Source organism: Phreatobacter cathodiphilus (assembly GCF_003008515.1).
Classification (GTDB): domain Bacteria; phylum Pseudomonadota; class Alphaproteobacteria; order Rhizobiales; family Phreatobacteraceae; genus Phreatobacter; species Phreatobacter cathodiphilus.
Genome location: NZ_CP027668.1, coordinates 810,907 through 835,307 on the forward strand (window position 1 = coordinate 810,907; position 24,401 = coordinate 835,307).

The 24,401-nt window shown below is 69.0% G+C and carries 25 protein-coding genes and 1 pseudogene; 13 read left to right on the forward strand and 13 right to left on the reverse strand.

Annotation, left to right across the window (positions count from 1 at the left end):
• Positions 1–41 precede the first annotated feature (41 nt).
• From C6569_RS04010 to C6569_RS22150, 3 genes and pseudogenes are all read left to right on the forward strand, one after another.
• A complete protein-coding gene (locus tag C6569_RS04010; RefSeq protein WP_106747628.1) occupies positions 42–356 on the forward strand; it encodes a hypothetical protein in 315 nt (104 codons plus the stop codon).
• 76 nt (positions 357–432) lie between these two features.
• A pseudogene (locus C6569_RS04015) lies at positions 433–2,028 on the forward strand (FAD-dependent oxidoreductase); the annotation flags it as partial.
• 15 nt (positions 2,029–2,043) lie between these two features.
• Complete coding sequence (locus C6569_RS22150; protein WP_281260405.1) at positions 2,044–2,304, forward strand: DUF2783 domain-containing protein; 261 nt, start codon at positions 2,044–2,046, stop codon at positions 2,302–2,304.
• On the opposite strand, the gene C6569_RS04020 is transcribed toward C6569_RS22150, so the two are convergent.
• The gene (locus C6569_RS04020; protein ID WP_106747629.1) at positions 2,301–3,035 is read right to left on the reverse strand and encodes a hypothetical protein; all 735 of its coding nucleotides are present in this window, start codon (positions 3,033–3,035) and stop codon (positions 2,301–2,303) included. The two genes, C6569_RS22150 and C6569_RS04020, sit on opposite strands and share 4 nt — an antisense overlap.
• A gap of 8 nt (positions 3,036–3,043) precedes the next feature.
• A complete protein-coding gene (locus tag C6569_RS04025) occupies positions 3,044–5,008 on the reverse strand; it encodes an ABCB family ABC transporter ATP-binding protein/permease (protein WP_425440698.1) in 1,965 nt (654 codons plus the stop codon).
• A gap of 210 nt (positions 5,009–5,218) precedes the next feature.
• Between C6569_RS04025 and C6569_RS04030 the strand changes: the two genes are divergently transcribed.
• Genes C6569_RS04030 through C6569_RS04040 form a run of 3 tightly spaced genes read left to right on the forward strand, consistent with a single transcriptional unit; the run spans position 5,219 to position 6,396 of the window.
• The gene (locus C6569_RS04030; protein ID WP_181313902.1) at positions 5,219–5,830 is read left to right on the forward strand and encodes an LOG family protein; all 612 of its coding nucleotides are present in this window, start codon (positions 5,219–5,221) and stop codon (positions 5,828–5,830) included.
• Positions 5,831–5,869: 39 nt separating this feature from the next.
• Positions 5,870–6,112, forward strand: a complete 243-nt coding sequence (locus tag C6569_RS04035; RefSeq protein ID WP_106747631.1) for a type II toxin-antitoxin system ParD family antitoxin — start codon at positions 5,870–5,872, stop codon at positions 6,110–6,112.
• On the forward strand, positions 6,109–6,396 hold the full coding sequence (locus C6569_RS04040) for a type II toxin-antitoxin system RelE/ParE family toxin (protein WP_106747632.1): 288 nt from the start codon (positions 6,109–6,111) through the stop codon (positions 6,394–6,396). The genes C6569_RS04035 and C6569_RS04040 overlap by 4 nt, the downstream gene beginning before the upstream one ends.
• A gap of 4 nt (positions 6,397–6,400) precedes the next feature.
• On the opposite strand, the gene cimA is transcribed toward C6569_RS04040, so the two are convergent.
• From cimA to C6569_RS04065, 6 genes are all read right to left on the reverse strand, one after another.
• Positions 6,401–8,002: a citramalate synthase gene (gene cimA / locus C6569_RS04045; protein WP_106747633.1), complete on the reverse strand. Its 1,602-nt coding sequence runs from the start codon at positions 8,000–8,002 to the stop codon at positions 6,401–6,403.
• 7 nt (positions 8,003–8,009) lie between these two features.
• Positions 8,010–8,144 carry a hypothetical protein gene (locus C6569_RS22355; protein WP_281260389.1) on the reverse strand — a complete coding sequence of 45 codons (135 nt, stop codon included), beginning with the start codon at positions 8,142–8,144 and terminating at the stop codon, positions 8,010–8,012.
• Positions 8,141–8,617, reverse strand: coding sequence for a GFA family protein (locus tag C6569_RS04050; RefSeq protein WP_106747634.1), 477 nt, complete (start codon positions 8,615–8,617; stop codon positions 8,141–8,143). The genes C6569_RS22355 and C6569_RS04050 overlap by 4 nt, the downstream gene beginning before the upstream one ends.
• A gap of 457 nt (positions 8,618–9,074) precedes the next feature.
• On the reverse strand, positions 9,075–10,460 hold the full coding sequence (gene cysS / locus C6569_RS04055) for a cysteine--tRNA ligase (RefSeq protein ID WP_106747635.1): 1,386 nt from the start codon (positions 10,458–10,460) through the stop codon (positions 9,075–9,077).
• Positions 10,461–10,639: 179 nt separating this feature from the next.
• Complete coding sequence (locus C6569_RS04060; RefSeq protein ID WP_106747636.1) at positions 10,640–11,092, reverse strand: hypothetical protein; 453 nt, start codon at positions 11,090–11,092, stop codon at positions 10,640–10,642.
• A gap of 115 nt (positions 11,093–11,207) precedes the next feature.
• Positions 11,208–11,717 (reverse strand): CreA family protein, encoded by a 510-nt coding sequence (locus tag C6569_RS04065; protein WP_106747637.1) that lies wholly within the window; start codon positions 11,715–11,717, stop codon positions 11,208–11,210.
• A gap of 149 nt (positions 11,718–11,866) precedes the next feature.
• Between C6569_RS04065 and C6569_RS04070 the strand changes: the two genes are divergently transcribed.
• Positions 11,867–12,295, forward strand: coding sequence for a VOC family protein (locus C6569_RS04070; RefSeq protein ID WP_106747638.1), 429 nt, complete (start codon positions 11,867–11,869; stop codon positions 12,293–12,295).
• 189 nt (positions 12,296–12,484) lie between these two features.
• Positions 12,485–14,734, forward strand: a complete 2,250-nt coding sequence (gene parC / locus C6569_RS04075; protein WP_106747639.1) for a DNA topoisomerase IV subunit A — start codon at positions 12,485–12,487, stop codon at positions 14,732–14,734.
• Between the two features lie 4 nt (positions 14,735–14,738).
• On the opposite strand, the gene C6569_RS04080 is transcribed toward parC, so the two are convergent.
• A complete protein-coding gene (locus tag C6569_RS04080) occupies positions 14,739–15,710 on the reverse strand; it encodes a Bug family tripartite tricarboxylate transporter substrate binding protein (RefSeq protein WP_106747640.1) in 972 nt (323 codons plus the stop codon).
• 191 nt (positions 15,711–15,901) lie between these two features.
• On the opposite strand from C6569_RS04080, the gene C6569_RS04085 reads away from it, so the two are divergent.
• On the forward strand, positions 15,902–16,429 hold the full coding sequence (locus tag C6569_RS04085) for a cytochrome P460 family protein (RefSeq protein ID WP_106747641.1): 528 nt from the start codon (positions 15,902–15,904) through the stop codon (positions 16,427–16,429).
• On the opposite strand, the gene C6569_RS04090 is transcribed toward C6569_RS04085, so the two are convergent.
• The 4 genes from C6569_RS04090 to hemB all read right to left on the reverse strand — a co-directional run bounded on the left by C6569_RS04090 (position 16,426) and on the right by hemB (position 20,371).
• Entirely contained in the window at positions 16,426–17,184 is a 759-nt protein-coding gene (locus C6569_RS04090; protein ID WP_106747642.1) for an arginyltransferase, read from the reverse strand. The two genes, C6569_RS04085 and C6569_RS04090, sit on opposite strands and share 4 nt — an antisense overlap.
• Before the next feature lie 467 nt (positions 17,185–17,651).
• Positions 17,652–18,905: a threonine ammonia-lyase gene (locus C6569_RS04095; RefSeq protein WP_106747643.1), complete on the reverse strand. Its 1,254-nt coding sequence runs from the start codon at positions 18,903–18,905 to the stop codon at positions 17,652–17,654.
• A gap of 9 nt (positions 18,906–18,914) precedes the next feature.
• Entirely contained in the window at positions 18,915–19,328 is a 414-nt protein-coding gene (locus C6569_RS04100) for a hypothetical protein (protein ID WP_106747644.1), read from the reverse strand.
• On the reverse strand, positions 19,325–20,371 hold the full coding sequence (hemB, locus tag C6569_RS04105) for a porphobilinogen synthase (RefSeq protein WP_106747645.1): 1,047 nt from the start codon (positions 20,369–20,371) through the stop codon (positions 19,325–19,327). Before hemB ends, C6569_RS04100 begins: the two co-directional genes overlap by 4 nt.
• 195 nt (positions 20,372–20,566) lie before the next feature.
• Here hemB and C6569_RS04110 point away from each other — a divergent pair, with 195 nt between their 5' ends.
• Genes C6569_RS04110 through mmsB form a run of 4 tightly spaced genes read left to right on the forward strand, consistent with a single transcriptional unit; the run spans position 20,567 to position 24,207 of the window.
• Positions 20,567–21,706, forward strand: a complete 1,140-nt coding sequence (locus C6569_RS04110) for an acyl-CoA dehydrogenase family protein (RefSeq protein ID WP_106747646.1) — start codon at positions 20,567–20,569, stop codon at positions 21,704–21,706.
• 13 nt (positions 21,707–21,719) lie between these two features.
• Complete coding sequence (locus tag C6569_RS04115; protein WP_106747647.1) at positions 21,720–22,805, forward strand: enoyl-CoA hydratase/isomerase family protein; 1,086 nt, start codon at positions 21,720–21,722, stop codon at positions 22,803–22,805.
• A complete protein-coding gene (locus C6569_RS04120) occupies positions 22,802–23,275 on the forward strand; it encodes a DUF6163 family protein (RefSeq protein ID WP_106747648.1) in 474 nt (157 codons plus the stop codon). The genes C6569_RS04115 and C6569_RS04120 overlap by 4 nt, the downstream gene beginning before the upstream one ends.
• Positions 23,276–23,319: 44 nt before the next feature.
• A complete protein-coding gene (gene mmsB / locus C6569_RS04125; protein ID WP_106747649.1) occupies positions 23,320–24,207 on the forward strand; it encodes a 3-hydroxyisobutyrate dehydrogenase in 888 nt (295 codons plus the stop codon).
• Positions 24,208–24,401: the final 194 nt, after the last annotated feature.

Genomic DNA, 24,401 nt, shown 5'->3' on the forward strand with positions numbered 1-24,401 from the left:
CGCGCCCTCGGGTGCGCGCCCACACCCCGTGAAAGATCCCCATGGACCATCTTCTCCACGGTCTCGTCTGGCTTGCGCTGATCGGGACGGGCGCCTGGCTCCTGTCTTTCTGGCCGCGCTGGGTCGCCGACGATCTCGGCCTGCCGCAGAAGGACATGCTGCTGCGCCCCTGGATGCGCGGGCTCGCCCCCTATAGCGCCCGCTGGCCCCTCGTCTCCTGGGCCTTCTGGGCCCATCTCTGGCGGCGCGGCCGGCTCCTCGAATTCGTGCTGGCGGCCATCGCCTTTTTCTCGGTCTTCCGCATCGCCAGCGCCTTCTTCAAGACCGCCTCGGCGGTCATGCGCGCTGCCGGCTGACCGGCTGGACTCGGCGGCGGCCGGTCGGGCAGAAGAGAGGGAAAAGGTTTCGGATGAAACCATCGGGAGGCCTCGCATGACCACCGCCGCGCCGGGCGCGCTGCCGCTGCGCTTCGCCTATTCGCGCCATGCCGACCAGACGGCCGCCACGCCGCCGCGCCGCCCGGTCGTCATCGTCGGTGCCGGCCCCGTCGGCCTGTCGCTCGCCATCGACCTCGCGCAGCGCGGCGTCGCCGCCGTGGTGCTCGACGATGCCGACCGCATCGGGGAGGGCAGCCGCGCCATCTGCTTCGCCAAGCGCACGCTGGAGATCTTCGACCGGCTCGGCGTCGGCGGGGACCTCGTGGCGAGGGGCGTGACCTGGCAGCGCGGCCGGGTTTTCCTCGGCGAGCGCGAGCTTTACGACTTCGACCTCCTGCCGGAGACGGGGCATCGCCGCCCGGCCTTCATCAACATCCAGCAGTACCATGTCGAGGCCGCGCTGGTGGCGCGGGCGATGGACCTCGCGCCGATGGTCGACCTGCGCTGGTCGAACCGGGTCAGCGCGCTGGAAACCCGGGGCGACGGCGCCCTCCTCACCGTCGAGACGCCGGACGGGCCCTACCGCCTCGCTGCCGACCGGGTCATCGCCTGCGACGGCTCCCGCTCGCCCCTCCGCGCGATGATGGGGCTCGACTTCGCCGGCGAGGTCTTCGACGACCGTTTCCTCATCGCCGACGTCAAGATGACGGCGGACTTTCCAACCGAGCGCTGGTTCTGGTTTCAGCCGCCGTTCCATGGCGGGCAGTCCGCCCTGCTGCACAAGCAGCCGGACGACGTCTGGCGCATCGACCTGCAACTCGGCCGCGACGCCGACGCCGAGGTCGAGAGGCGGCTGGAGAATGTCGTGCCCCGCATCCGGCGGATGCTCGGCCATGACGCCTTCACCCTCGAATGGGTGTCGGTCTACACCTTCCAGTGCCGCCGCCTTGCACGCTTCATCCATGGCCCCGTGATCTTCGCCGGCGACGCGGCCCACCAGGTCTCTCCCTTCGGCGCGCGCGGCGCCAATTCCGGCATTCAGGACGCGGAGAACCTCGCCTGGAAGCTGGCGCTGGTGCTGACCGGGGAGGCAGGCCCCGATCTTCTCGCCACCTACGACGCCGAGCGGGGCGCCGCGGCGGACGAGAACATTCGCCACTCTACCGGCGCCACCGACTTCATCGCGCCGCCTTCGCTGGGGGAGCGCCGGCTGCGCGACGCGGTGCTCGCGCTCGCCGGCACCGCGCCCTTCGCCCGCCGCCTCGTCAATTCGGGACGGCTGTCGACCCCGACGACCTACGACACACCGCTCTCCACGCCAGACGGCGAAACCTGGTCCGGCACGGCCCGTCTCGGCGCGCCGGTGCCGGACGTGCCGCTGCTCCTGGCCGGCGGTGGCGCCACGCATCTGACGGCGCTCGCCACCGGCCGCTTCCTGCTGATCGCGGTGGGGGAGGTCGGAGTTCCGCCCGCCGGCTGCGACATGCTCGTCGTCGGCCGGGACGTGCTGGACGGGAAGGGGCTCTTCGCCACGCGCTTCGACGCGACGCCGGGCGCCTGCTTCCTCCTGCGCCCCGACGGACACCTGACGGCGCGCTGGCGCTGCTTCGATGCGGTGAAGGTCGAGGATGCGATCCGCCGGGCAAAGGGATTCCACGTCAAGGACTTGGGCCGCGCTGATGAATCGGAATCAATCTCTCAGCCACCTGAATCAGAACGTGAACACCAGCCCGCGACCGGCCTCGCCCTCGCCAGTCGCCTGGCCGATCCCGATGCGGCCTACCGCCTGCTGGCCGCAGCCCAGCGCGGCCTCTCCGAGGCCGAGGCAGCCGCCTTCCAGGCGCGCCTGGCGCTCATCCTCGCCAACCAGGTTGGTGATCAGGCCGTGCTCGCCGAAGCGGTGGAACTGGCGAGGGTGACGGGCTAACCCGCCGTGCCGCGGCCCGACAGCCAGGGGCCGACGGCTGCCCAGGGGCGATCGACGACGCCGCCATGGGGCGGCCGGTCCTCGCGCGCGAGCTTCAGGGGATGGACGTCGAGCAGCGGCAGGGCCGGCCCGGAATAGTTCTCGCTGATGAGAATGCCCGACCGCGCCCCGCGCACCAGCACCGCGTCCGACGGGGCGGCGGAGACGAAGGGTTCGCCGGCGCCGCGCTCCCGGCCGATCAGGCGCGTCTCCTCGAAGGCGACGACCGAGCCGTTGTCGGCGCGCAGCAGGTAGAGGAGGGGCATGGTCTCCGCCTCTTGGAAACCGACGGCCTCGACGAAGCGCCAGCTCTCCTCCTGCACGTCGCCCTCGGCGAGATCGGCCGACAGGGCCCGGCGGAGGGCGGTGGTGCGGCCGCGACGGGCGGCGACGCGCAGGGCGCTCATCCCGCCCCAGCCGCCGAGCCACAGGAGCGCGGCGGCAAGCCAGGTCTGGTCCGTGCCGAAGGAGACGCCGGTGGCGAATTGCAGCGCCCAGGCGACGAGCAGCGCCACCGGGCCGATGAAGAGCAGGGAGACGAGCCCCAGGCCGAAGCCCGATCCGACCTCGGCGAGGTCGGATTGCGGGTCGTGGCGCAGGCCATCCAGCACCTCCCGCAGCACGTTCTTCTCCGAACGGTCCGCAGGCCGGCGATAGGACAGCGACAGGGGCCGCTCGCGTGTCTCGACCATAGGGCCGTTTACTCCGCCGCCTCCCGCGGCGGCTTGACGAAGACGTCAGCACGACTGTCTGGCGAAACCGGGGCAGATTCCTGGGATCTGGCCGGCATGCCGCGGTCGAGACCCGCGATCTTCTCCTCGGCTTCGGCCGCCTCGCGCTGACGGTTCCACAATCCGGCATAGAGGCCGCCCTTGGCAAGCAGTTCCCCATGCGTGCCGCGCTCGGCCACCCTGCCGTCGTCGAGGACGATGATCTCGTCGGCATTGACCACCGTCGACAGGCGGTGGGCGATGACGATGGCCGTGCGGTCTCGGGCGATGCGGTCGAGCGCCTCCTGAATCTCCCGCTCCGTGTGGCTGTCCAGCGCCGAAGTCGCCTCGTCCAGCACCAGGATCGGCGGTGACTTGAGGATGGCGCGGGCGATGGCGACGCGCTGCTTCTCGCCGCCGGAAAGCTTGAGGCCCCGTTCGCCGACCTCGGTCTCGTAGCCCGCGGGGCTGCGCTGGATGAAGTCGTGGATCTGGGCGAGGCCCGCCGCCTCCTCAACCTCCGCGTCGCTCGCCTCCCAGCGGCCGTAGCGGATGTTGTAGCGGATCGTGTCGTTGAACAGCACCGTGTCCTGCGGGACCATGCCGATGGCGCGGCGGAGAGACGCCTGGGTGACCTCGCGGATATCCTGCCCGTCCACCGTGATGCGCCCGCCGCTGATGTCGTAGAAGCGGAAGAGCAGGCGCGAGATGGTGGACTTGCCGGCGCCCGAGGGACCGACGATGGCCACCGACTTGCCCGCCGGCACCTCGAAGGTCACGCCCTTGAGGATGGGCCGCGCGGGATCGTAGGCGAAGGTCACGTCCTCGAAGCGGATCGTGCCGCCGGCGACCTTCAGGTCGGGCGCGCCCGGCCGGTCGACGATCTCCGGGTTGCGACCGAGGATAGCGAACATCGCCTCGATGTCGGTCACCGCCTGTTTGATCTCGCGATAGACCATGCCCATGAAGTTCAGCGGCTGGTAGAGCTGGATCATCATGGCGTTGATCATGACGAAGTCGCCGACCGTGTTGCGGCCGCGGGTGATGTCGATGGCGCAGAGCACCATGGCGACCGTCATGCCGGCGGTGAAGATGGCCGCCTGTCCGGCGTTGAGCACGGCGAGAGAGGTCAGCGCCTTGGTGGAGGCCGCCTCGTACTTCGCCATGGAGACGTCGTAGCGGGCCTTCTCGCGGGCCTCGGCGGAGAAGTACTTCACGGTCTCGAAGTTCAGCAGCGAGTCGATCGCCTTGACGTTGGCGTTGGTGTCGCTGTCGTTCATGTCGCGACGGATCGCGATCCGCCATTCCGTGGCGTAGTAGGTGAAGGCGAGATAGGCCGCGACCGTCACGATGATGACGACCACGTAGCGCCAGTCGAACATCCACAGGAGGATGCCGACGATCAGCGCCAGCTCCAGGATGGTCGGCATGAGCTGCAGGATGATCATCCTGACGATGGTCTCGATGGCGTTGCGGCCGCGCTCCAGCACGCGGGTGAGGCCGCCCGTCTTGCGCTCCAGGTGGAAGCGGAGCGACAGCCTGTGCATGTGCTCGAAGGTGAGCAGGGCGAGCCGTCGCACCGCATGCATCGACACCTTGGCGAACAACCCGTCGCGCATCTGCGTGACGAGCGCCATCAGGATGCGCGAGGCACCGTAGGCGAGGGTGAGGGCGAGCGGCGCGGCCAGCACCGCCGCCCACCAGCCCGCATCCGCCGCCTGCGGCGCGGCGAGCGCATCGGTCGCCCATTTGAAGGTGAAGGGCACCACCATGGTGACCACCTTGGCGATCACCAGCAGCACCATGGCCCAGGCGACGCGCCGCTTCAGGTCGGCGCGGTCGTGCGGCCAGATGAACGGCCACAGGTGCAGGATCGTGCGCGACAGGGCGCCACCCTCGGCGGAGACGGCATTTTGCGCGGGCGCGGGCGCACCCGGCGCGTGAGGGGATGTCACGATGGTCTGTCCTTGGGGGAGCGGGCGCAATTCTCTGGAACCGATATAATCTCCTTTCCGTTCCGGTGAAGCCCCGGTGCCGCGCGAATGCGCATGGCTGGTCCCGGCAGGGGGGCCGTTCCGGGCTGACCTCGGCGGCCCGCCCCTGCTATGGTCGCCGTCGTGACTCGCGGGCGCCCGTGCGGCAGCCCTGACCCGCCGGAGTGCCCCATGGCGACCATCCGTTCCATCTGCGTCTATTGCGGCTCCGGCTCCGGCCATGACGGCGTCCACGAGAAGGCGGCGCGCGACCTCGGGGCCGCCATGGCCAAGGCCGGCATTCGTCTCGTCTATGGCGGCGGCGGCATCGGGCTGATGGGAACGCTCGCCAAGTCCGTGGTCGACAACGGCGGCAAGGTGCTGGGCATCATCCCCGACTTCCTCAAGCGCAAGGAGATGCCGCTCGATGCCGTCATCGACGTGGTCACCGTTCCCGACATGCACACCCGCAAGATGCGGATGTTCACCGAGGCCGACGCCTTCGTGGCGCTGCCCGGCGGCATCGGCACGCTGGAGGAACTGGTCGAGCAGCTCACCTGGGCGCAGCTCGGCCGGCACGCCAAGCCGGTCGTCGTCGCCAATGTCGGCGGCTTCTGGGACCCCTTGCGCGTCCTCCTCGACCACATGAAGGACGAGGGCTTCATCCGTCCGGGCCTGCAGGTGAAATACTCCATCGTCGACGAGGTCAGGGACATCATCCCGACCATCCAGGCGCAGGTGGCGAAGCTGCCGCAGGAGGCGCTGGCCAAGGAGCACGACCCGGTGGTCATCGAGAAGATGTGAGGCGTTGAGAGCGATACCAGTTTTTGGTATCGTCGGCTTATGCCCAAGAACACCTCCGTGAGCCTCGGCGATCATTTCGCGACTTTCATCGACCAGCGGGTCGCCGAGGGACGGTACAGCTCGGCCAGCGAGGTGGTTCGGGCGGGGCTGCGGCTGCTCGAGGAGCACGAGGCGAAGCTTGCCGCGCTGCGGGCGGCGGTGGCCGAGGGCGAAGCCAGCGGAGAGGCCCGCCCGTTCGACTTCGAGACGTTTCTCGCCAGCAAGCTGGCCGGGCGCGGATGAAGCTCGCGCTCACCCCCGCGGCCGAGCAAGACCTCTCCGACATCTTCGACTATTCGGCCGACACCTGGGGCACCGATCGTGCCGTGGCCTATGTGCGGATGCTGCAGGCGGCGATCGAGCGGCTGCTGCGGTTTCCAGAACTGGGTCGATCAGCCGAGGCGGTCGGGTCGGGCCTGCGGATCCTGATGGCGGGATCACATATCGTCATCTACCGGCTACAGCCCGAAACGATCGTCGTGATCCGCATCCTTCATCAGCGGATGGATGTCGAGGAAAGCCTCTAGCGCCTCACACCCCCACCCCCTCCTTCACCAGCTTGTAGGTGATGGAATCCGTCAGGGCCTGGAAGCTCGCGTCGATGATGTTGGCCGAGACCCCCACCGTGGTCCAGGTGTCGCCCGCCCCGTCGCGGCTCTCGATCAAAACACGCGTCACAGCGCCGGTGCCGCCGTTGAGGATGCGGACGCGGAAGTCGACCAGCTCCAGGTCCTCGATGAAGCGCTGGTAGCGGCCGAGATCCTTGCGCAGCGCCGCGTCGAGCGCGTTGACCGGACCGTTGCCCTCGGCCGCCGAGATCAGCACCTCATCGCCCACCTTCACCTTCACGGTCGCCTCCGAGAAGGTGACGAGGTCGCCGGCGGCGTTGTAGCGGCGCTCCACGTTCACCTTGAAGCGCTCCACCGCGAAGAAGGCCGGCACCTCGCCCATGACGCGCTTGGCGAGGAGGAAGAACGAGGCGTCCGCTCCCTCATAGGCATAGCCTAGGCTCTCGCGCTCCTTCACCTCGTCGAGGATGCGGGCAACGCGCGGGTCGTCCTTCGACACCGTCAGCCCGACGCGCTCGAGTTCCGCCAGCACGTTGGACTTGCCCGCCTGTTCGGAGACGAGGACGTGGCGGCGGTTGCCCACCGTCTCCGGCGGAACGTGCTCGTAGGTCTCGGGCTCCTTCAGCACGGCCGATGCGTGGATGCCCGCCTTGGTCGCGAAGGCCGCCGCGCCCACATAGGGCGCGTGGCGGTTCGGCGGCCGATTGATGAGCTCGTCGAGCTGGCGCGAGATCTTGGTGAGCTGCGTGAGCTTCTCCGCCGTCACACCGATGGCGAAGCGCTCGGCATAGGCGGGTTTCAGCAGCAGGGTCGGGATGAGCGATGTCAGGTTGGCATTGCCGCAGCGCTCGCCGAGCCCGTTCAGCGTGCCCTGGATCTGTCGGCAGCCGGCCCGTACCGCCGCCAGCGAATTGGCCACGGCCTGCTCCGTGTCGTTGTGGGCGTGGATGCCGAGGTTGCCTCCCGGCACCACGGCCGTGACCTCGCGCACGATGGCCTCGACCTCCTCGGGGAGAGTGCCGCCGTTGGTGTCGCAGAGCACCACCCAGCGCGCGCCGCTCTCGAAGGCGGTGCGGGCGCAGGCGAGGGCAAAGTCGCGGTTGGCCTTGAACCCGTCGAAGAAGTGCTCGCAGTCGACCAGCACCTCGCGCCCCCGTGCCTTCGCCGCCTTCACCGAGTCGGCGATGCCCTCGAGGTTTTCCTCCAGCGTGCAGCCGAGCGCGACGTGCACATGGTAGTCCCAGGCCTTGGCGACGAAGCAGATGGCGTCCGCCTCGGCCTCCAGCAGCGCCGCGACACCGGGATCGTTCGCCGCCGAGCGTCCTGCCCGCTTGGTCATGCCGAAGGCGGTGAAGGTCGCCTTCAGCCGCCGCTTCGTGCCGAACAGCGCCGTATCCGTGGGGTTGGCCCCAGGATAGCCGCCCTCCACGAAGTCGAGCCCGAGATCGTCCAGCAGCGCGGCGATCTTCAGCTTGTCGTCCAGGGTGAAATCGACGCCGGTCGTCTGCGCGCCGTCGCGCAGCGTCGTGTCGAAGAGATAGAGGCGCTCGCGGGGTTCGGTCATGGCGGGCTCAGATCAGGCCTTTCCAGCGCAGGACGGCGAGCGTCAGCGCGATCAGGAACAGGAATTTCACGGCAACCCAGAAGGCGATGCGCTTCAGGGCGCGCGCTGCGTCGGGCGGCACGCCGCCGGTCTCCCCGCTCACGCCGCGGGTCTCCCGGCGGGCGGCCAGGTGGCCGTGTCGTGGTCCGGGTGCTGGTAGGAGACGACGGAGGCGTAGAAGCCGGCGACCTTCTCCGCTTCCGCGGGCGTGCGTGTCGGCAGCCCTACGAGATCGGCGAGGAAGGGCATGCGCGCCTCCAGCCCCATCTGGATGATCGGGGGCAGGGCGGCCGGATCGTCGAAGGCGCCGAGCGCCAGTTCGACACCGTGGGCGTGCTCGTAGGTCAGTGGCGTGCCGCACTCGCCGCAGAAGCCGCGGCGCACGACGCTCGAGCTCTGAAAATGCTTTGGTGCCCCGCGGGTCCAGGTGAGGCCATGGGCGCTGGCGAGAGGCGCGAAATAGCTGCCAAAGGCCTTCTGGCACATGCGGCAATGGCAGATCGACGCGCGCCCGAGGCTTTCGCAGGAAAAGCGCACGGCGCCGCACTGGCATCCGCCGGTGAAGGGTGAGGTCATGAGCAAGCACTCCCTGAACAGCCCGGCATCGATGAAGTGCGTCCTTCGAGGCTCGCTGGCGCTCGCACCTCAGGATGAGGAGGGCGGTGTGTGACACGCGACGCAAGGCAGCGTCGGCGCCGCGCCGGGCCGCTATCCGGGCCACCGTTGTGTAGGTCACAAACGCCCCTCATCCTGAGGCGCGAGGCGACAGCCGAGCCTCGAAGGACGCACTTGGCCGGTGCAGCCATCGAAGCCTCTCCCATCTGGTCGTCGGCCTTCGACACCCGGTCGATCCACTGCCCGTCACCCCCGGCGAGCCCGAAGGGCGAGGGAAGGGGGTCCAGGTGTCGTAGGGCGGGGCCGCCCGGCGCGCCGGGTTTGATCCGCCAGAAACAATGGCTCTGGCCCCTGGACCCCCTTCCCTCGGCGCTGGCGCGCCTCGCCGGGGGTGACGGGTGCTGCCTCATCGGGACGCTCACCGCATCACCTCCCAGGTCGTCACCGGCTCGCCGGTGGCCGGGTCCTTGCCGTCCTTGAGCTGGATGCCCATGGCCGCGAGCTCGTCGCGGATGCGGTCGCTTTCGGCGAAATTTTTCGCCTTGCGGGCAGCGAGGCGGGCGGCGATGAGGTCGTCGATGCGGGCTGTATCCTTCATGTCGGATTCCGTATCGGCATCGGCCGACAGCTCACCCGCCCGCGTCTCATCGAAGCCCATCAGCGCCAGTGCAGCTTTCAGCCCGGCGTGATCGCCCCGCTTGTCGAGGGCGTGCAATTCCGCGATGGCCTTCGCCGTGTTGAGGTCGTCGCCGATCGCCCCGAGGACCGCCTCGGGCACCGGTCCGGCGGCGATGCCAGCCGTCGTCCGATACCATCCCTCCAGCGTCTTCCAGCTCTCCTCCATGGCCCTGACCGTCCAGTCGATGGGCTGCCGGTAGTGCGTCTTCAGCATGGTCAGGCGCAGCACCTCGCCCGGCCAGGCCTTGCCCTGCCAGCCGTCGAGAAGCTCCTGGATCGTCACGAAATTCCCCAGACTCTTGGACATCTTCTCGCCCTCGACCTGCAGGAAGCCGTTGTGCATCCAGACGTTCGCCATCACCTGGTGGCCGAAGGCGCAGGTGGTCTGCGCCACCTCGTTCTCGTGGTGGGGGAAGACGAGGTCGATGCCGCCGCCATGAATATCGAAGGTCTCGCCGAGATGCTTCCAGCTCATGGCAGAGCACTCGATGTGCCAGCCGGGGCGCCCGGCTTGCGCGATGCCGCACGGGCTCTCCCAGCCCGGCTCGTGCGCCTCGTGCGAGGGCTTCCACAGCACGAAGTCCATCTCGGAGCGCTTGTAGGGCGCGACGTCGACGCGCGCGCCGGCGATCATGTCGTCCAGCGGCCGCTTCGACAGCCCGCCGTAACCCGGCATGGACGGCACCGAGAACAGCACGTGGTCCTCGGCCACATAGGCGTGGCCGGCCGCCACCAGCTTCTCGCAGAGCGCCTTCATTTCCGCGATATGCTCGGTCGCCCGCGGCTCGACCGTCGGCCTGAGGCAGCCGAGCGCGTCCGCCGCCGCGTGGAAGCGGGCGGCGGTGCCCTCCGTCAGCGCGCGGATGGTGACGCCGCGCTCATGGGCGCGCTTGTTGATCTTGTCGTCGAGGTCCGTGATGTTGCGCGCATAGGTGACGTGGGCCTCGCCGTAGACGTGGCGCAGCAGCCGGAACAGGAGGTCGAAGACGATCACCGGCCGGGCATTGCCGATATGGGCGTCGTCATAGACGGTCGGGCCGCAGACATACATGCGCACGTTCGTCGGATCGATCGGGACGAAAACGTCCTTCGACCGCGTCAGCGTGTTGTAGAGCCTGATCGCCATAGCCGTCTCCGCACGACCGCATCCGCCGCTGGCCGGGTGCGTTGTCTTTTGCGCTCGGGGATTATGGCAAAGAACGGCGACCGGCCAGCGAAGACGCTCAGCCGCAAATAATCCCGATGAGGATGATCGAACCGTTCATGCGGCAGAGATAGCGCAGAACGGGACACCGCCGTCAAGCATCACCCTTCGACCGAACATGACACGCGCCCGGTGATGCGGCGGCTGCGGAACTCGCCGTTCACCGTTTCGCCGATGCTCAGCACGTAGCGGCCGCGCCAGGTCTCGGCGTCGGCATTGCCGCGGGCCTCCACCGTGAGGTCGATGGTGCCGTGCGGCTCACCCTCGCGCTCGAAATGGACGTGCATCTTCAGGTCGCGCGCGTCGAACCAGCTCTGGGTCAGGTGGTCCTTGGTGAAGGTCACCTTCCGGAAGTCGGCGGCGGCGTTGGCGATGCGCAGCTCCAGCTCGCCCGCGAACTGGTAGAAGGCGCCACCGGTCGACCGGCCGATCGGGCTTCCGATGGTGAATTTCGCCGAGCGGTCCTCGGCCTCGCAGGAAATGCCGCCGCTGGCGTGGGCGGGGGTCAGCGACAGGAGGGCGAGGGCGGCGAGAGCGGCAAGGCGGCGCGACATGGAGGGCTCCGGCAGGTGGGCTGACATCGTCGCCCGACCTTGTGCCGCAGCCGCCTTTCCGTCCGGCGGCGTCCAGCCTGCCGTTACGGAAACGCAGGAAACGCGCCGTCGCCTGTCATGAAATGAAGTCGCCGCAGCGGACCACCTCGGCCTGCTGGCCCCAGGGCATGATCGGCACGGTGGAGGTCGAGTTCTGCGGCGAGCCGTCGATCAGCTTGTCCGAATAGATCATGTAGACCAGCACGTTGCGGCGCGCGTCGCAGCCGCGCACGATCTGCACGCGCTTGAAGAAGAAGGAGCGGCCCTCGCGGAACACCACGTCGCCCTGGGATGAGCGCCCGGTGATGCGGATCGGGCCGATCTGCCGGCAGGCGAGGGAGGCTTCGGAAAATTCCTCGGCGAGGCCGAAGGCACCGGCCCAGCCGCCTTTTTCCGGCACGGTGAAATGGCAGGCGACGCCCTCCACCTGCGGGTCGTCGATGCCGTAGGTGGCGAGCTTGTCGTTGGGCGACAGCAGCCGGAACACCGTCGAGCGGCGGAAGATCAGCTCCGGCGACTGGGCGAGCGCCGGCAGGGCAGGAAGGGCGGTCAGGGCGGCGAGGGCTGCGGCGAGAAGGCGGCGCATGGAAGGGCTCCGGTGAGGCGGTCATAGGGACCCTGCCGCCATGGTTTGGCAAGCCGATGTCGTTGACTGCGCGCGGGTGGGAACGAGGCGGAGGCCGTCCCGTTCCCTCACCATCCGCGATTGGCGGAATTTTTCGTCGGAGATCACCCATGGAAACCCAGGAACTGCATCGCGGCCGCCTCATCGACCACGTCCAGCTCGTGGTTGCCGACCTCGCGGCCTCCCGACGCTTCTACGGCGCCGTCTTCGGCGCGCTCGGCATTCCCATCGGCGGCGAAGACAAGAGCTATTTCTGGGCGGACGAGCTGTTCATCTCGTCCCGCGACAGCGAGGCGGCGCTCGGCGAGCTCACCGGCCGCCATCACCTCGCCTTCCAGGCGAAGGACCGGGCCATGGTGGACGCCTTCCACCAGGCAGGCCTCGCCGCCGGCGGGCGCGACAACGGCGCGCCGGGCCTGCGCAAATACCATCCCGGCTATTACGCGGCCTTCCTGATCGACCCCGACGGCAACAACATCGAGGCGGTGTACCACGGCGAACACGTGCGGTCCGCCCCGTCGGTCGAGATCAGATTCTGAGAGAGGGGCCTTCGCGCACAAGGGGGAGGGGCCACTCTTCAAGCGATCCATCACACGGACCGGGTCGGGCGAAGAGCCGTCTCCATCCCCGCTGACCACAGGCCGCCCGGCCGTTCCCCGCTTGTTCGCACCTTCCGCCCCGCTTATCGAGGGTTCATGTCCCTCATTCCGATTCGCGAGGCCTGATCCATGGGCGAGCGCATAAATCCGCCGTCAGGCTCCGACGACGGCATCGAGACCATCAACCTGCGCGACGCGCTGGAGGAGCGCTATCTCGCCTACGCCCTCTCCACCATCATGGGCCGGGCGCTGCCCGACGCCCGCGACGGTCTGAAGCCGGTCCACCGCCGCATCCTCCACGCCATGCGGCTGCTGAAGCTCGATCCCGGCACGGCCTTCAAGAAATGCGCCCGCATCGTCGGCGACGTCATCGGTAAGTTCCACCCGCACGGCGACCAGTCCGTCTACGACGCGCTGGTGCGCCTCGCCCAGGACTTCTCGCAGCGCTATCCCCTCGTCGACGGCCAGGGCAATTTCGGCAATATCGACGGCGACAACGCCGCCGCCTATCGGTACACCGAGGCGCGCATGACCGAGGTCGCGCGCCTCCTCCTCGACGGCATCGACGAGGACGCGGTCGACTTCCGCAAGACCTACAACGAGGAGGACGAGGAGCCCGTCGTCCTCCCCGGTGCCTTTCCCAATCTCCTCGCCAACGGCAGCCAGGGCATCGCGGTGGGCATGGCGACCTCCATTCCGCCGCACAACGCCGCCGAGATCTGCGACGCGGCGCTGCACATCATCGCCCATCCCGACTGCACCACCCGCGACCTCATCGCTCATGTGCCGGGACCGGACTTCCCCACCGGCGGCATCATCATCGAGGGGCGCGCCGCCATCGAGGAGGCCTACGAGACCGGCCGCGGCGCCTTCCGCACGCGCGCCCGCTGGCACCAGGAGGACACCGGCCGCGGCACCTATCTCGTCGTCGTCACCGAGATCCCCTTCGGCGTCACCAAGGGCCGCCTCATCGAGAAGATCGCCGAACTGATCAACGAGCGGAAGCTGCCGCTCGTCGCCGACATGCGCGACGAGAGCGCCGAGGACATCCGCCTCGTCTTCGAGCCGAAGTCGCGCAACGTCGACGCGGCCGTGCTCATGGAAAGCCTGTTCAAGCTCACCGAGCTGGAGAGCCGCATCCCGCTCAACATGAACGTGCTCATGAAGGGCAAGGTGCCGAAGGTCGTCGGCCTGAAGGAGGTGCTGCGCGAGTGGCTGGACCACCGCCGCGAGGTGCTGATCCGCCGCTCGCAGCATCGTCTCGCCGCCATCGACAAGCGCCTCGAGGTGCTGGCCGGCCTCCTCGTCGCCTATCTCAACATCGACGAGGTCATCCACATCATCCGCACCGCGGATGAGCCGAAGAAGGCCCTCGTCGCCCGCTTCGACCTCACCGAGGTGCAGGTCGAGGCCATCCTCAACATGCGCCTGCGCTCCCTCGCCAAGCTCGAGGAGATCGAGCTGCGCAAGGAGCACGCCGAGCTCACCAAGGAGAAGGAGGGCATCGAGAAGCTGCTGGGATCCGAGGCGCTGCAGTGGAAGACGGTCTCCTGGGAGATCGGCAACGTGAAGAAGCAGTTCTCCAAGGAGACGGAGCTCGGCAGGCGCCGCACCACCTTCGGGGAAGCCACCGAGGTCGACATCGACGCCATCGCCGAGGCGCTGGTGGAGCGCGAGCCGATCACCGTCGTCGTCTCCGAAAAGGGCTGGATCCGCGCCCTCAAGGGCCATGTCCAGGATCTGTCGACGCTCACCTTCAAGACCGACGACCGGCTCAAGCTCTCCTTCTTCGCCGAGACGACGTCGAAGCTCCTGGTCTTCGCCACCAACGGCAAGGTCTTCACGCTGGAGGGATCGAAGCTGCCGGGCGGCCGCGGCGCGGGTGAACCCATGCGTCTCATGTTCGATCTCGAACAGGAGCACGACATCGTCGACGTCGTGCCCTATCGCGGCGGCCGCAAGGCCCTCCTTGCCTCGCGCGAGGGCCGCGGCTTCGTGGTGGCCGAGGACGAACTCGTCGCCAACACCCGCAAGGGCAAGGGCGTGATGGGGGTCGACACCCCGGACGAACTCGCCGCCGTGCGCTTCGTCGAGGGCGACCACGTCGCCATCGTCGGCCTCAACCGCAAGCTTCTCGTCTTCCCGCTCAACCAGGTGCCGGAAATGGCCCGCGGCAAGGGCGTCCGCCTGCAGAAGTACAAGGAGGGCGGGATGGTCGACCTGAAGACCTTCACCCTCGCCGAGGGCCTGACCTGGAAGGATTCCTCCGACCGCACCTGGACCGTCTCGCAGGCCGACCTCACCGAGTGGATCGGCAACCGTGCCGAGGCCGGCCGCCTGCCGCCGAAGGGCTTCCCGAAGACCAACAGGTTCGGGTGAAGGGTCAGTCCGCCAGCGCGATCTGCGCCGCCTTCACCACGGCGCGGAATCCCTCGATCTGCGCGGCGAGGTAGCGGCCGGTCTGCTCGGATGAGGCGTCCGCGATGGCGGTCGTGCCGGCGGCGGCGAGCCGGGCCCGCAGCGTCTCCCCGGCCAGCGCCGTCCGCGCCGCCTGGCCGAGCTTCTCGATCCGTTCCGGCGGCGTTGCCTTCGGCGCGAGCAGCATGTTCCAGGTCGCCAGCTCGACGCCGGGAAGGCCTGCCTCGGCGAAGGTCGGCACGTCCCGAAGGACAGCCTGGCGCGTCGGCGAACCAACAGCCAGCGCCAAAACGCGCTTGCCCTCGATCAGCGAGGCGGCCGAGGCGAGGCTCTCGATGGTGAAAGCCACTTCCCCGGTCAGTACGGCCTGCATGGCCGGCCCGCCGCCCCGATAGGGCACGTGCACGACGTCGGGTAGCTCCGCCTTCAGCTTGAAGAGTTCGCCCGCCAGATGGGTGATCGAGCCTGCTCCCGCCGAGGCGTAGCTGTGCTTGCCTGGCTCCTCGCGAAGGCGCGTCATGAACGCAGCCAGGGTGGTCACGCCGAAGGCCGGTGAGGTCACCAGCACCAGCGGCGTGGTGCCGATCATCGTGACGGGGGCAAAGTCGGCTACGGGATCGAAGCTCAGGCGGCGCGCCACCGCGGGGTTGACGCCATGGGTCGAGGCTGAGGCCACCAGCAGCACATGGCCATCCGGCTCGGAGCGGATCACCGCATCGGACGCCACCGCCCCGTTCGCGCCGGCGCGGTTCTCGACGATCACCGATTGGCCGATGACCGGCCCGAGCGCCTCGGCGAGGAGCCGCGCCGCGACATCGGTGGAGCCGCCCGGCGCGAAAGGCACGATCAACCGAAGAGGCCGCTCCGGAAAGGCGCGGGCCGCTGTGGCGAGCGCCAGGCTGGAGAGGCCGGCGAGGACGAGGCGACGGGAAGGCATGGCGGGCACCGGGCAGAGGGAGACGATCTTCGCTAACGCGCCCCCCTGACAGCGATGTGACGCGGCCCGCGTCGCCGGATGGACGGCCCTCCGGGGGATCACCGCAGCGTGAAGACCGCCGGTGACGGAGTCCTTGCTGCCGGTGACGTTACGTGATCCGATCCAGGCAAACGTCCTTGGGAAGACACGTCATGCGCCGTCGGTTCGCTGCGGTTCTCGGGGCCGCTCTCCTCGCGGGTCTGGCCGTGCCGGGCTTCGCCCAGTTCGCCCAGACCACCCGCGTCGCCGTTCCCGCCGGCTACGCCACGAGCTTCCTGCTCTACGACAAGGTCGACAAGCCCGATCGCAAGATCATCCGCTTCCTCTACCTGTCGCCGAACGCCGCCGGCCTGCGCGACGCCGGCAGGCCCCTGCCTGACGGCACGGTCATCGTCATGGAGGACCATGCCGCCGAGACCGACGCCGCCGGCAACGTCGTGACCGGGGCGGACGGGCGCCTCGTTCCGACGGCGCGGATCACCGCCATCGCCGTCATGGAGAAGCGCCACGGCTGGGGCGACCTCGTTCCCGAGGCGATCCGCAATGCCGATTGGGACTATGGCGCCTTCGATGGAGCGGGCCAGCGCCGTGCAGTCCCGACCGAGGCCTGTTTCGCCTGCCACAAGCCGCACGGCGCGCGCGACTACACCTTCTCGACCCTGACGCGGCCGATCGACTAGTCGCCGGCGCTGTCCACCCGCACCCACCCCTCCGGCATCAGCCGCTCCTGCGGCAGGAACCGCGCCTTGTAGTCCATCTTGGCGGAGCCCTCGACCCAGTAGCCGAGATAGACGTAAGGGAGCCCCATGGCCTTGGCCCGGGCGATGTGGTCGAGGATCACCAGCGTGCCGAGCGAACGCGAAGCCTCCTCCGGCTCGTAGAAGGAATAGACCAGCGACAGCCCGTCGGCGAGGATGTCGGTGAGCACGCAGGCGACGATGTCGCCCTTCGACCGGCCGTTGATGGCGGTGTCGGCGTCGCGCTTGCGGTATTCCACCAGCCGCGTCTTCACGTGGCTGTCCTCCACCATCATGGCGTAGTCGAGCACGGTCATGTCGGCCATGCCGCCGGCGCGGTGGCGGGCGTCGAGATAGGCGCGGAAGGTCGAATACTGCTCGGACGTCGGAATGGCCGGGCGCATCTCGCCGACCAGATCGCCGTTCCTCAGCATCACCTTGCGGAACGAGCGCCCGGGGCGGAAGTCGGCCACCGGCACCCGCACCGAGACGCAGGCCCGGCAGGTCTCGCAGGCCGGCCGGTAGGCGATGGACTGCGACCGGCGGAACCCACCCTGGGTCAGGATGTCGTTGAGCTGCGGCGCCTTCGGCCCGACCAGATGCGTGAACACCTTCCGCTCCGACTGACCGGGCAGGTAGGGGCACGGCGTCGGGGCCGTGAGATAGAACTGGGGCGTGTCGCGCGGTTGCTGGGTCAAGACGTCTCGGGATCGAGCGAGAGGAGCGGCGGATCCGTGCGCGAGACTCGCCGTGAACACCATGAAAGATAGGCCGGTCGGCTGGCCGGGCAAGTGACATGCACGTCACTGCCGGTGCGCTCGGAACCTTTTCCCACATGCGGAAATTTGCGGATGGAACGGGCGCTCTCTGAGTTTAACGTAGCGGAAACGAGGGACGTCACATGCGCCGCATTGCTTCTCCAGTGGTTGTCGTCGGACTATTGGCGGGCATAGTTCCTGCTTCTGCAGATCTCCTCCTGATACCGGCGTCGCATGGCCAGCGCGAGATGCAGGCACGTCAGCAGGGCGGTACGCTGACGCCGCAACAGGCGCGTCGCCAATGCTGGGCGGAGTTCGGGTTCACTGGCGGCCCGGGAGCTCGCTTTCCGGGTCACTTGCAGCCGCAGATCGAAGCCTGCATCGCACGCAAGATGCGTCGCTGATTTTCAGCCGAGCCGGCCGCCGCCCGACTCGATGCGGACCGCCGGCAGGCCCTCGGCCTCCAGCGCGGCGAGGATCTCGTGGGCGTGGCTGCCGTCGCGCGTTTCCACCGTCACGTCCAGCTTCGTGCCCTTGGCCGGCGTGTCGAGGAACAGCCGCCGGTGCTCGACCTCCAGGATGTTGCCGCCGAGACGGCCGATGAGGCTCGCCACCGTGCCGAGCACGCCCGGCCGGTCGGGAATGGTGATGCGCAGCGAGACGATGCGGCTCTCCCGTTCCAGCTCCCGCACCATGATGGAGGCGAGGATGCGCGGGTCGATATTGCCGCCGCAGAGGATCAGCCCGACCTTGCGGCCGCGGAAGCGCTCCGGCTCGGCCAACATGGCGGCAAGGCCGGCAGCGCCCGCACCCTCGGCGATGGTCTTCTGCCGGGTGAGGTAGAGATTGACGGCGCGCTCGAGGTCGCTCTCGCCGACGAGCACGATGGCGGACACGAGATCCCGCACCACCGGCAGTGTCGAACGCCCGACGATCTTCACCGCGATGCCCTCGGCCAGCGTCGGCCCGCCGACCGGCCGGTCGCCGCCGTGGACGGCGTTCCACATGGAGGGATAGAGGGCAGCCTCGACGCCGACGATCTCGATGGCCGGGCGGATCGCCTTGGCCGCCACCGCATTGCCGCCGATCAGGCCGCCGCCGCCGATGGGGATGACCAGCATGTCGAGGTCCGGCACGTCCTCCAGCATCTCGCAGGCGATGGTCCCCTGTCCCGCCATGACGGCGAGGTCGTCGTAAGGGTGCACCCAGACGCGGTTCTCCGCCGTCCGGATTGCCTCGGCGCGCGTCTGCGATTCCGCTAGCGTCTCGCCGTCGAGCACCACCGTGGCGCCGTGGGAGCGCGTTGCCGCCACCTTCACGAAGGGGGTCGTCTCCGGCATGACGATGGTGGCGGGAATGCCGAGCCGGCTGGCGTGCAGCGCCACGGCCTGTGCGTGGTTGCCGGCGGACATGGCGATGACGCCGCGGCGGCGCTCGTCATCCGTCAGCGAGGCGAGTTTCACCAGCGCACCGCGCTCCTTGAAGGAGTTGGTGACCTGCAGGTTCTCGTATTTGACGAAGACCTCGGCACCGGTGATGGCCGAGAGCGGCGGCGCCGGCAGCATCGGCGTGCGCATGACCCGGCCGGCGATGATGTCGCGCGCCGCGCGCACGTCGGCATGGGTGAGGCGGGAGGCGGCGGTGTCCGGCGCGTCGGTCATCGCCAAGGTCTAGCCCGCCCCGGCGCTTTCCGCGAGGCCCGAGCGATGTTTCGCCGCCGATAGCGACGGGGCTGGCGCCTGTTCGAGCCACCAGCGCTTGAGAATGATGAACCGCGTCTCCGACAGAGGGCCGCGCTCGGTGGCGAGGGCCGCGAGCGTCGGCCGTCCCCGCCCGTCCCGCCCGTCGAAGCGGCAGGTGGCGACATGCACCGTGCGCGGACGGCCTCTGCGTTCGGCGAGATAGTCGATGCGCACGCCGGGGCCGTCGGCGGGAGGGCCGTAGCGGCTCTCGCGGATGACCGTGCCCTCCTCGTGCAGGGCGGGAAGCACCTCGCGGCAGAGCGCAAGCTGATCGGGCTCGACCACCGGCGCGCAGCCGCCGGCCGCCAGCGCGGCCAGGGCGAGGGCGATGCCGCTTCTCACGCCGCGACGCTGAGCAGCCCGGCCACCCGCGGCGCGAAATAGGTGAGGATGCCGTCGCAGCCGGCCCGCTTGAAGGCGATGAGGCTCTCCAGCATGGCGCGCTCGCCGTCGATGGCGCCGGCCCGCGCCGCCATCTCGATCATCGCGTATTCGCCGGACACCTGATACGCGAAGGTCGGCACGCCGAACGTGTCCTTCACCCGCCGGCAGATGTCGAGATAGGGCATGCCGGGCTTGACCATGACCATGTCGGCGCCCTCGGCGAGGTCGATCTCCACCTCGCGCAGAGCCTCGTCGGAATTGGCCGGGTCCATCTGGTAGGTGCGCTTGTCGCCGATCAGCGTCTTCCTCGTGCCGATGGCGTCGCGGAACGGCCCGTAGAAGGCCGAGGCGTATTTCGCCGCATAGCTCATGATCTGCACGTCGGTGAAGCCGCGGGCGTCGAGCGCCGCGCGGATCGCGCCGATCCGGCCGTCCATCATGTCGGAGGGGGCGATGCAGTCGGCGCCGGCTTCCGCCAGCGCCAGCGCCTGCCGGCACAGGATGGCCACCGTCTCGTCGTTGAGCACCCGCCCGCACTCTGTCAGCACGCCGTCATGGCCGTGCGAGGTATAGGGATCGAGCGCCGCATCCGTGATCAGGCCGACCTCCGGCACCGCCGCCTTGATGGCGCGGATGGCGCGGCACATGAGGTTGCGATGGTTCTCCGCCTCGGACCCGACGGGGTCGCGCAGGGCCGGGTCGACATAGGGGAAGGGGGCGAGGGCGGGGATGCCGAGACGCGCCGCCTTCTCCGCCTCGCGCACGGCCTCGTCGATGGAGACGCGGTCGACGCCGGGCATGGTGGCGATGGGGGTGCGCGGCTCGCTGCCGTCGACCAGGAAGATCGGCCAGATCAGGTCGTTGGTGGTGAGCACGGTCTCGCGCACCAGGCGGCGCGACCACTCGCTCTTGCGGTTTCGTCTCAGCCGCGTGGCGAGGTCGAGCTTCGACGCGGTGCTGGAGGCTTCCGCGGCGGGCTTGTGAAGGGCGCGAAGGGTCATGGCCGGTCTCCGCGGCTCTGGGCGGCCGCTGATGACATATGAATATCACTCTGGAATTATTCGGAACAGTCCCGCCGCACGCGGACCTCCTTCCAACGAGACCTCGGTCGATCGGGCTCCCCCGCCCGGCCGAATTGACCCGACGCTGCCAAGCCCCATAACCGGTCCATTCAGTTGTTCCGGGTTCCCCTGCCGATGGATTTCGCCCTCTCCGAAGACCAGGAAGCCTTCCGCCAGGTGGCGCGCGACTTCGCGGTCGCCGAGATGGCGCCGCATGCCCGCGACTGGGATGCCGGCTCGGTCTTCCCCGAGGAGACGCTGCGGGCCGCCGCCGCGCTCGGCTTCGGCGGCATCTATGTGCGCGAGGATGTCGGCGGCTCCGGCCTCACGCGGCTCGACGCTGCGGTGATCTTCGAGGAACTCGCCCAGGGCTGCGTCTCCACCACGGCCTATATCTCCATCCACAACATGGCCGCCTGGATGATCGACGCCTACGGGCACGAGGACCTGCGCCGTCGCTACGTTCCCGACCTCTGCGCCATGAACACCTTCGCCAGCTACTGCCTGACCGAGGCTGGCGCCGGCTCCGACGCGGCATCGCTGCGCACCCGCGCCGTCCGAGACGGCAATTCCTGGGTCATCACCGGTGCCAAGGCCTTCATCTCCGGCGGCGGCCGTTCCGACGTCTATGTCGTCATGGCCCGCACCGGCGGGGAGGGCGCGCGCGGCATCTCCTGCTTCGTCGTCGACAAGGACACGCCCGGCCTCTCCTTCGGCGCCCAGGAGAAGAAGCTCGGCTGGAAGAGCCAACCGACCGCCGTGGTCGACTTCGACAATGTCCGCGTTCCCGCCGAGAACATGGTGGGCGAGGAGGGCCAGGGCTTCCGCATCGCCATGGCCGGCCTGGACGGGGGCCGGCTGAACATCGCCGCCTGCTCCCTCGGCGGCGCCCAATTCTGCCTCGACCGCACCATCGCCTATATGGGCGACCGCAAGCAGTTCGGTCAGGCGATCAAGGATTTTCAGGCGCTGCGCTTCCGCATCGCCGACTACGCGACCGAGCTCGAGGCCGCGCGCCTCATGGTGCGCCGCGCCGCCGTCGCCGTCGGCGAGAAGGACCCGCGGGCGACGACGCTTGCCGCCATGGCCAAGCGCTTCGCCACCGATGTCGGCTTCGAGGTGGTCAACGGCTGCTTGCAGCTGCACGGCGGCTACGGCTATCTCAACGACCATCCCATCGAGCGCGTGCTGCGCGACGTTCGCGTGCACCAGATTCTCGAGGGCACCAACGAGATCATGCGCGTCATCGTCTCGCGCGACCTGCTCGGCGCGTGATAGAGGGCAGGGCATGAGCGAACCGATTCAAGCCCCGGCCGACCCGGAAGTCCTGATCGAGCGCCGCGGCTCGGCCGGCCTCATCATCCTCAACCGCCCGAAGGCGCTGAACGCGCTGACCCTCGGCATGGTGCGCGAGATGCGCCGGGCGCTCGACGCCTTCGCGGTCGATCCCGCCGTGACGCGCATCGTCGTCACCGGGGCCGGCGGGCGGGCCTTCTGCGCCGGCGGCGACATCCGCGTGCTGCACGATCTCGGCGAGGCCGGACGCCACGACGAGGCGCTGCAGTTCTGGCGCGAGGAATACGAGCTCAACATCCTCATCAAGTGCTACCCGAAGCCATACGTCTCGCTCATCGACGGCATCGTCATGGGAGGCGGCGTCGGCGTCTCCATCAACGGCAGCCACGTGGTGGCCGGCGAGAAGTTCGTCTTCGCCATGCCCGAGGTCGGCATCGGCTTCTTCCCCGACGTCGGCGGCACCTATTTCCTGCCGCGCATCCCCGGCGAGATCGGCGCCTATTTCGCCCTCACCGGCGAGCGCATGCGGCAGGGCGATGCCCTCTCCACCGGGCTCGCCACCCACGCCATGGCCTCGGAGCGCTTCACCGAGGTGCTGGAGGCCCTCTGCGGCCGCGAGACGGTCGACCATGTGCTGGAGGGCTTCGCCGACGTCGCCACACAGCCGGCGAGCGTCACCGCGCGCCGCGCCGCGATCGACGCCTGCTTCCGCTTCGACACGGTGGAGGAGGTCATGGAGGCGCTCGCCGCGGCCGAGGCGGCCGGCGACGAGTGGTGCGGCCAGACGCTCGCCACCATGGCGGCCAAGTCGCCGACCTCGATGAAGATCGCCCTCGCCCAGGTGCGGGCCGGCCGCGCGCTCGACTTCGAGGCCGCGATGACGACCGAATTCCGCATCGTCTCGCGCATCTGCCGCGGCCACGACTTCTACGAGGGCGTGCGCGCCGTCATCGTCGACAAGGACAATGCGCCGCGCTGGCGCCCCTCGACTCTCGCCGAGGTGACGCCCGCCATGATCGCGGCTCACTTCGCGCCGCTTGGCGAGGGCGAACTCGTACCGCCTGTCATCCCGCGATGAGCGCGACCAAGCTCCGCACCGCCAGCGACGCGCCGATCCAGGCCGATGCCGAGGAGCGGAGCATCGACTGGAGCCGCATCTATCGCATCTTCATGCGGGCGCTGGCCGTGCTCGTCATCGGTCGCGGCCTGATGCAGTGGATGGTGATCTGCGGCGGCCCCAATGCCGAGGGCATCGGCTTCGAGGACCTGCCGCCGGGCATGCAGGCCTCCATCGTCTTCTTCGCGGTGATCGAACTCGTCGCCGGCGTCGGTCTCTGGCTCACCTCCGCATGGGGCGGCGTGGTCTGGATCCTGGCCACGGCCATCGCCATCGGCATCGATCTCGCCATGATCGGCGGCATGCAGGGCTGGGTGCAGATCGCCGCGCGCTCGCTGCCGGCGACCATCGCCGACGCCGTGCTCCTGCTCTTCTACACCGGAGCGGCCATGATGGCGGCCCGCCAGGCGGACGACGCCTTCACCGAATGAGAGGCCCGGCTGCGCACGGGCGCCAGACACGACGGGAGGACTTCATGAGCACCATCGCCTTCATCGGGCTCGGCAACATGGGCGGGCCGATGGCCGCCAACCTGGTCAAGGCCGGCCACAGGGTCGTCGGCACCGACGTCAGCCCCGCCGCCGTCGAGCGCCACGTTGCGGCCGGCGGCACGGGCGCCGCCTCCATCGCCGAGGCTGTCCGCGAGGCCGACGTCGTCGTCACCATGCTGCCCTCGGGGCGCGAGGTGAGCGCCCTCTATGGCGGCGAGAAGGGCATCATCGCCGGCGCCAAGGCGGGCGCCCTGCTGATCGATTCCTCCACCATCGACGTCGATACCGCGCGGGCCACGGCGAAGGCCGCCGCGGAGCGCGGCCTCGCCATGATCGACGCGCCCGTCTCCGGCGGCGTCGGCGGTGCCAGCGGCGGCACGCTCACCTTCATGTGCGGCGGCGAGGACCGGGCTTTCGCCGCGGCCAAGCCCTATCTCGAGGCGATGGGCAAGACCATCGTCCATGCCGGCGGGCCGGGGAACGGCCAGGCCGCCAAGATCTGCAACAACATGATCCTCGGCATCACCATGATCGCCACCTCCGAGGCCTTCGTGCTGGCCGAGAAGCTCGGCCTCGACGCCCAGAAGCTCTTCGACATCGCCTCCAAGTCCTCCGGCCAGTCCTGGTCGCTCACCACCTATTGCCCGGTCCCCGGCCCGGTGCCGACCTCACCGGCCAACCGGGGCTACCAGGCGGGCTTCACGGCGGCGATGATGCTGAAGGACCTCAAGCTCGCCCAGGACGCCGCGCGCTCCGCCGGCGCCGTCACGCCGCTTGGCGCCGAAGCCGCCGCCCTCTACGGCCTCTATGCCGCCCAGGGCGAGGCCGGTACCGACTTCTCCGGCATCGTCAACTTCCTCCGCGGCAAGTGAACCCGGACGACGTGACCTTACGTCACCTGCGCCGGGGGTGATCCCGGCGCGGAAGGTCCTGACCGCGCTCTGACGCCACGTCATCGCCCTATGCTGAACAGGACGTTTCACCGCTTGCGTCGAGTTGAATGACGCCATCGCCAGGCGATGGTTGACGAGCGCTTTCCCGCGATTGAATCAAATGTAAACATCGT

Coding starts and splice junctions, on each gene's coding strand:
- C6569_RS04010 (WP_106747628.1), top strand. CDS start 42: ATGGACCATCTTCTCCACGGTCTCGTCTGGCTTGCGCTGATCGGGACG.
- C6569_RS04020 (WP_106747629.1), bottom strand. CDS start 3,035: ATGGTCGAGACACGCGAGCGGCCCCTGTCGCTGTCCTATCGCCGGCCT.
- C6569_RS04030 (WP_181313902.1), top strand. CDS start 5,219: ATGGCGACCATCCGTTCCATCTGCGTCTATTGCGGCTCCGGCTCCGGC.
- C6569_RS04035 (WP_106747631.1), top strand. CDS start 5,870: ATGCCCAAGAACACCTCCGTGAGCCTCGGCGATCATTTCGCGACTTTC.
- C6569_RS04040 (WP_106747632.1), top strand. CDS start 6,109: ATGAAGCTCGCGCTCACCCCCGCGGCCGAGCAAGACCTCTCCGACATC.
- cimA (WP_106747633.1), bottom strand. CDS start 8,002: ATGACCGAACCCCGCGAGCGCCTCTATCTCTTCGACACGACGCTGCGC.
- C6569_RS04050 (WP_106747634.1), bottom strand. CDS start 8,617: ATGACCTCACCCTTCACCGGCGGATGCCAGTGCGGCGCCGTGCGCTTT.
- cysS (WP_106747635.1), bottom strand. CDS start 10,460: ATGGCGATCAGGCTCTACAACACGCTGACGCGGTCGAAGGACGTTTTC.
- C6569_RS04060 (WP_106747636.1), bottom strand. CDS start 11,092: ATGTCGCGCCGCCTTGCCGCTCTCGCCGCCCTCGCCCTCCTGTCGCTG.
- C6569_RS04065 (WP_106747637.1), bottom strand. CDS start 11,717: ATGCGCCGCCTTCTCGCCGCAGCCCTCGCCGCCCTGACCGCCCTTCCT.
- C6569_RS04070 (WP_106747638.1), top strand. CDS start 11,867: ATGGAAACCCAGGAACTGCATCGCGGCCGCCTCATCGACCACGTCCAG.
- parC (WP_106747639.1), top strand. CDS start 12,485: ATGGGCGAGCGCATAAATCCGCCGTCAGGCTCCGACGACGGCATCGAG.
- C6569_RS04080 (WP_106747640.1), bottom strand. CDS start 15,710: ATGCCTTCCCGTCGCCTCGTCCTCGCCGGCCTCTCCAGCCTGGCGCTC.
- C6569_RS04085 (WP_106747641.1), top strand. CDS start 15,902: ATGCGCCGTCGGTTCGCTGCGGTTCTCGGGGCCGCTCTCCTCGCGGGT.
- C6569_RS04095 (WP_106747643.1), bottom strand. CDS start 18,905: ATGACCGACGCGCCGGACACCGCCGCCTCCCGCCTCACCCATGCCGAC.
- hemB (WP_106747645.1), bottom strand. CDS start 20,371: ATGACCCTTCGCGCCCTTCACAAGCCCGCCGCGGAAGCCTCCAGCACC.
- C6569_RS04110 (WP_106747646.1), top strand. CDS start 20,567: ATGGATTTCGCCCTCTCCGAAGACCAGGAAGCCTTCCGCCAGGTGGCG.
- C6569_RS04115 (WP_106747647.1), top strand. CDS start 21,720: ATGAGCGAACCGATTCAAGCCCCGGCCGACCCGGAAGTCCTGATCGAG.
- C6569_RS04120 (WP_106747648.1), top strand. CDS start 22,802: ATGAGCGCGACCAAGCTCCGCACCGCCAGCGACGCGCCGATCCAGGCC.
- mmsB (WP_106747649.1), top strand. CDS start 23,320: ATGAGCACCATCGCCTTCATCGGGCTCGGCAACATGGGCGGGCCGATG.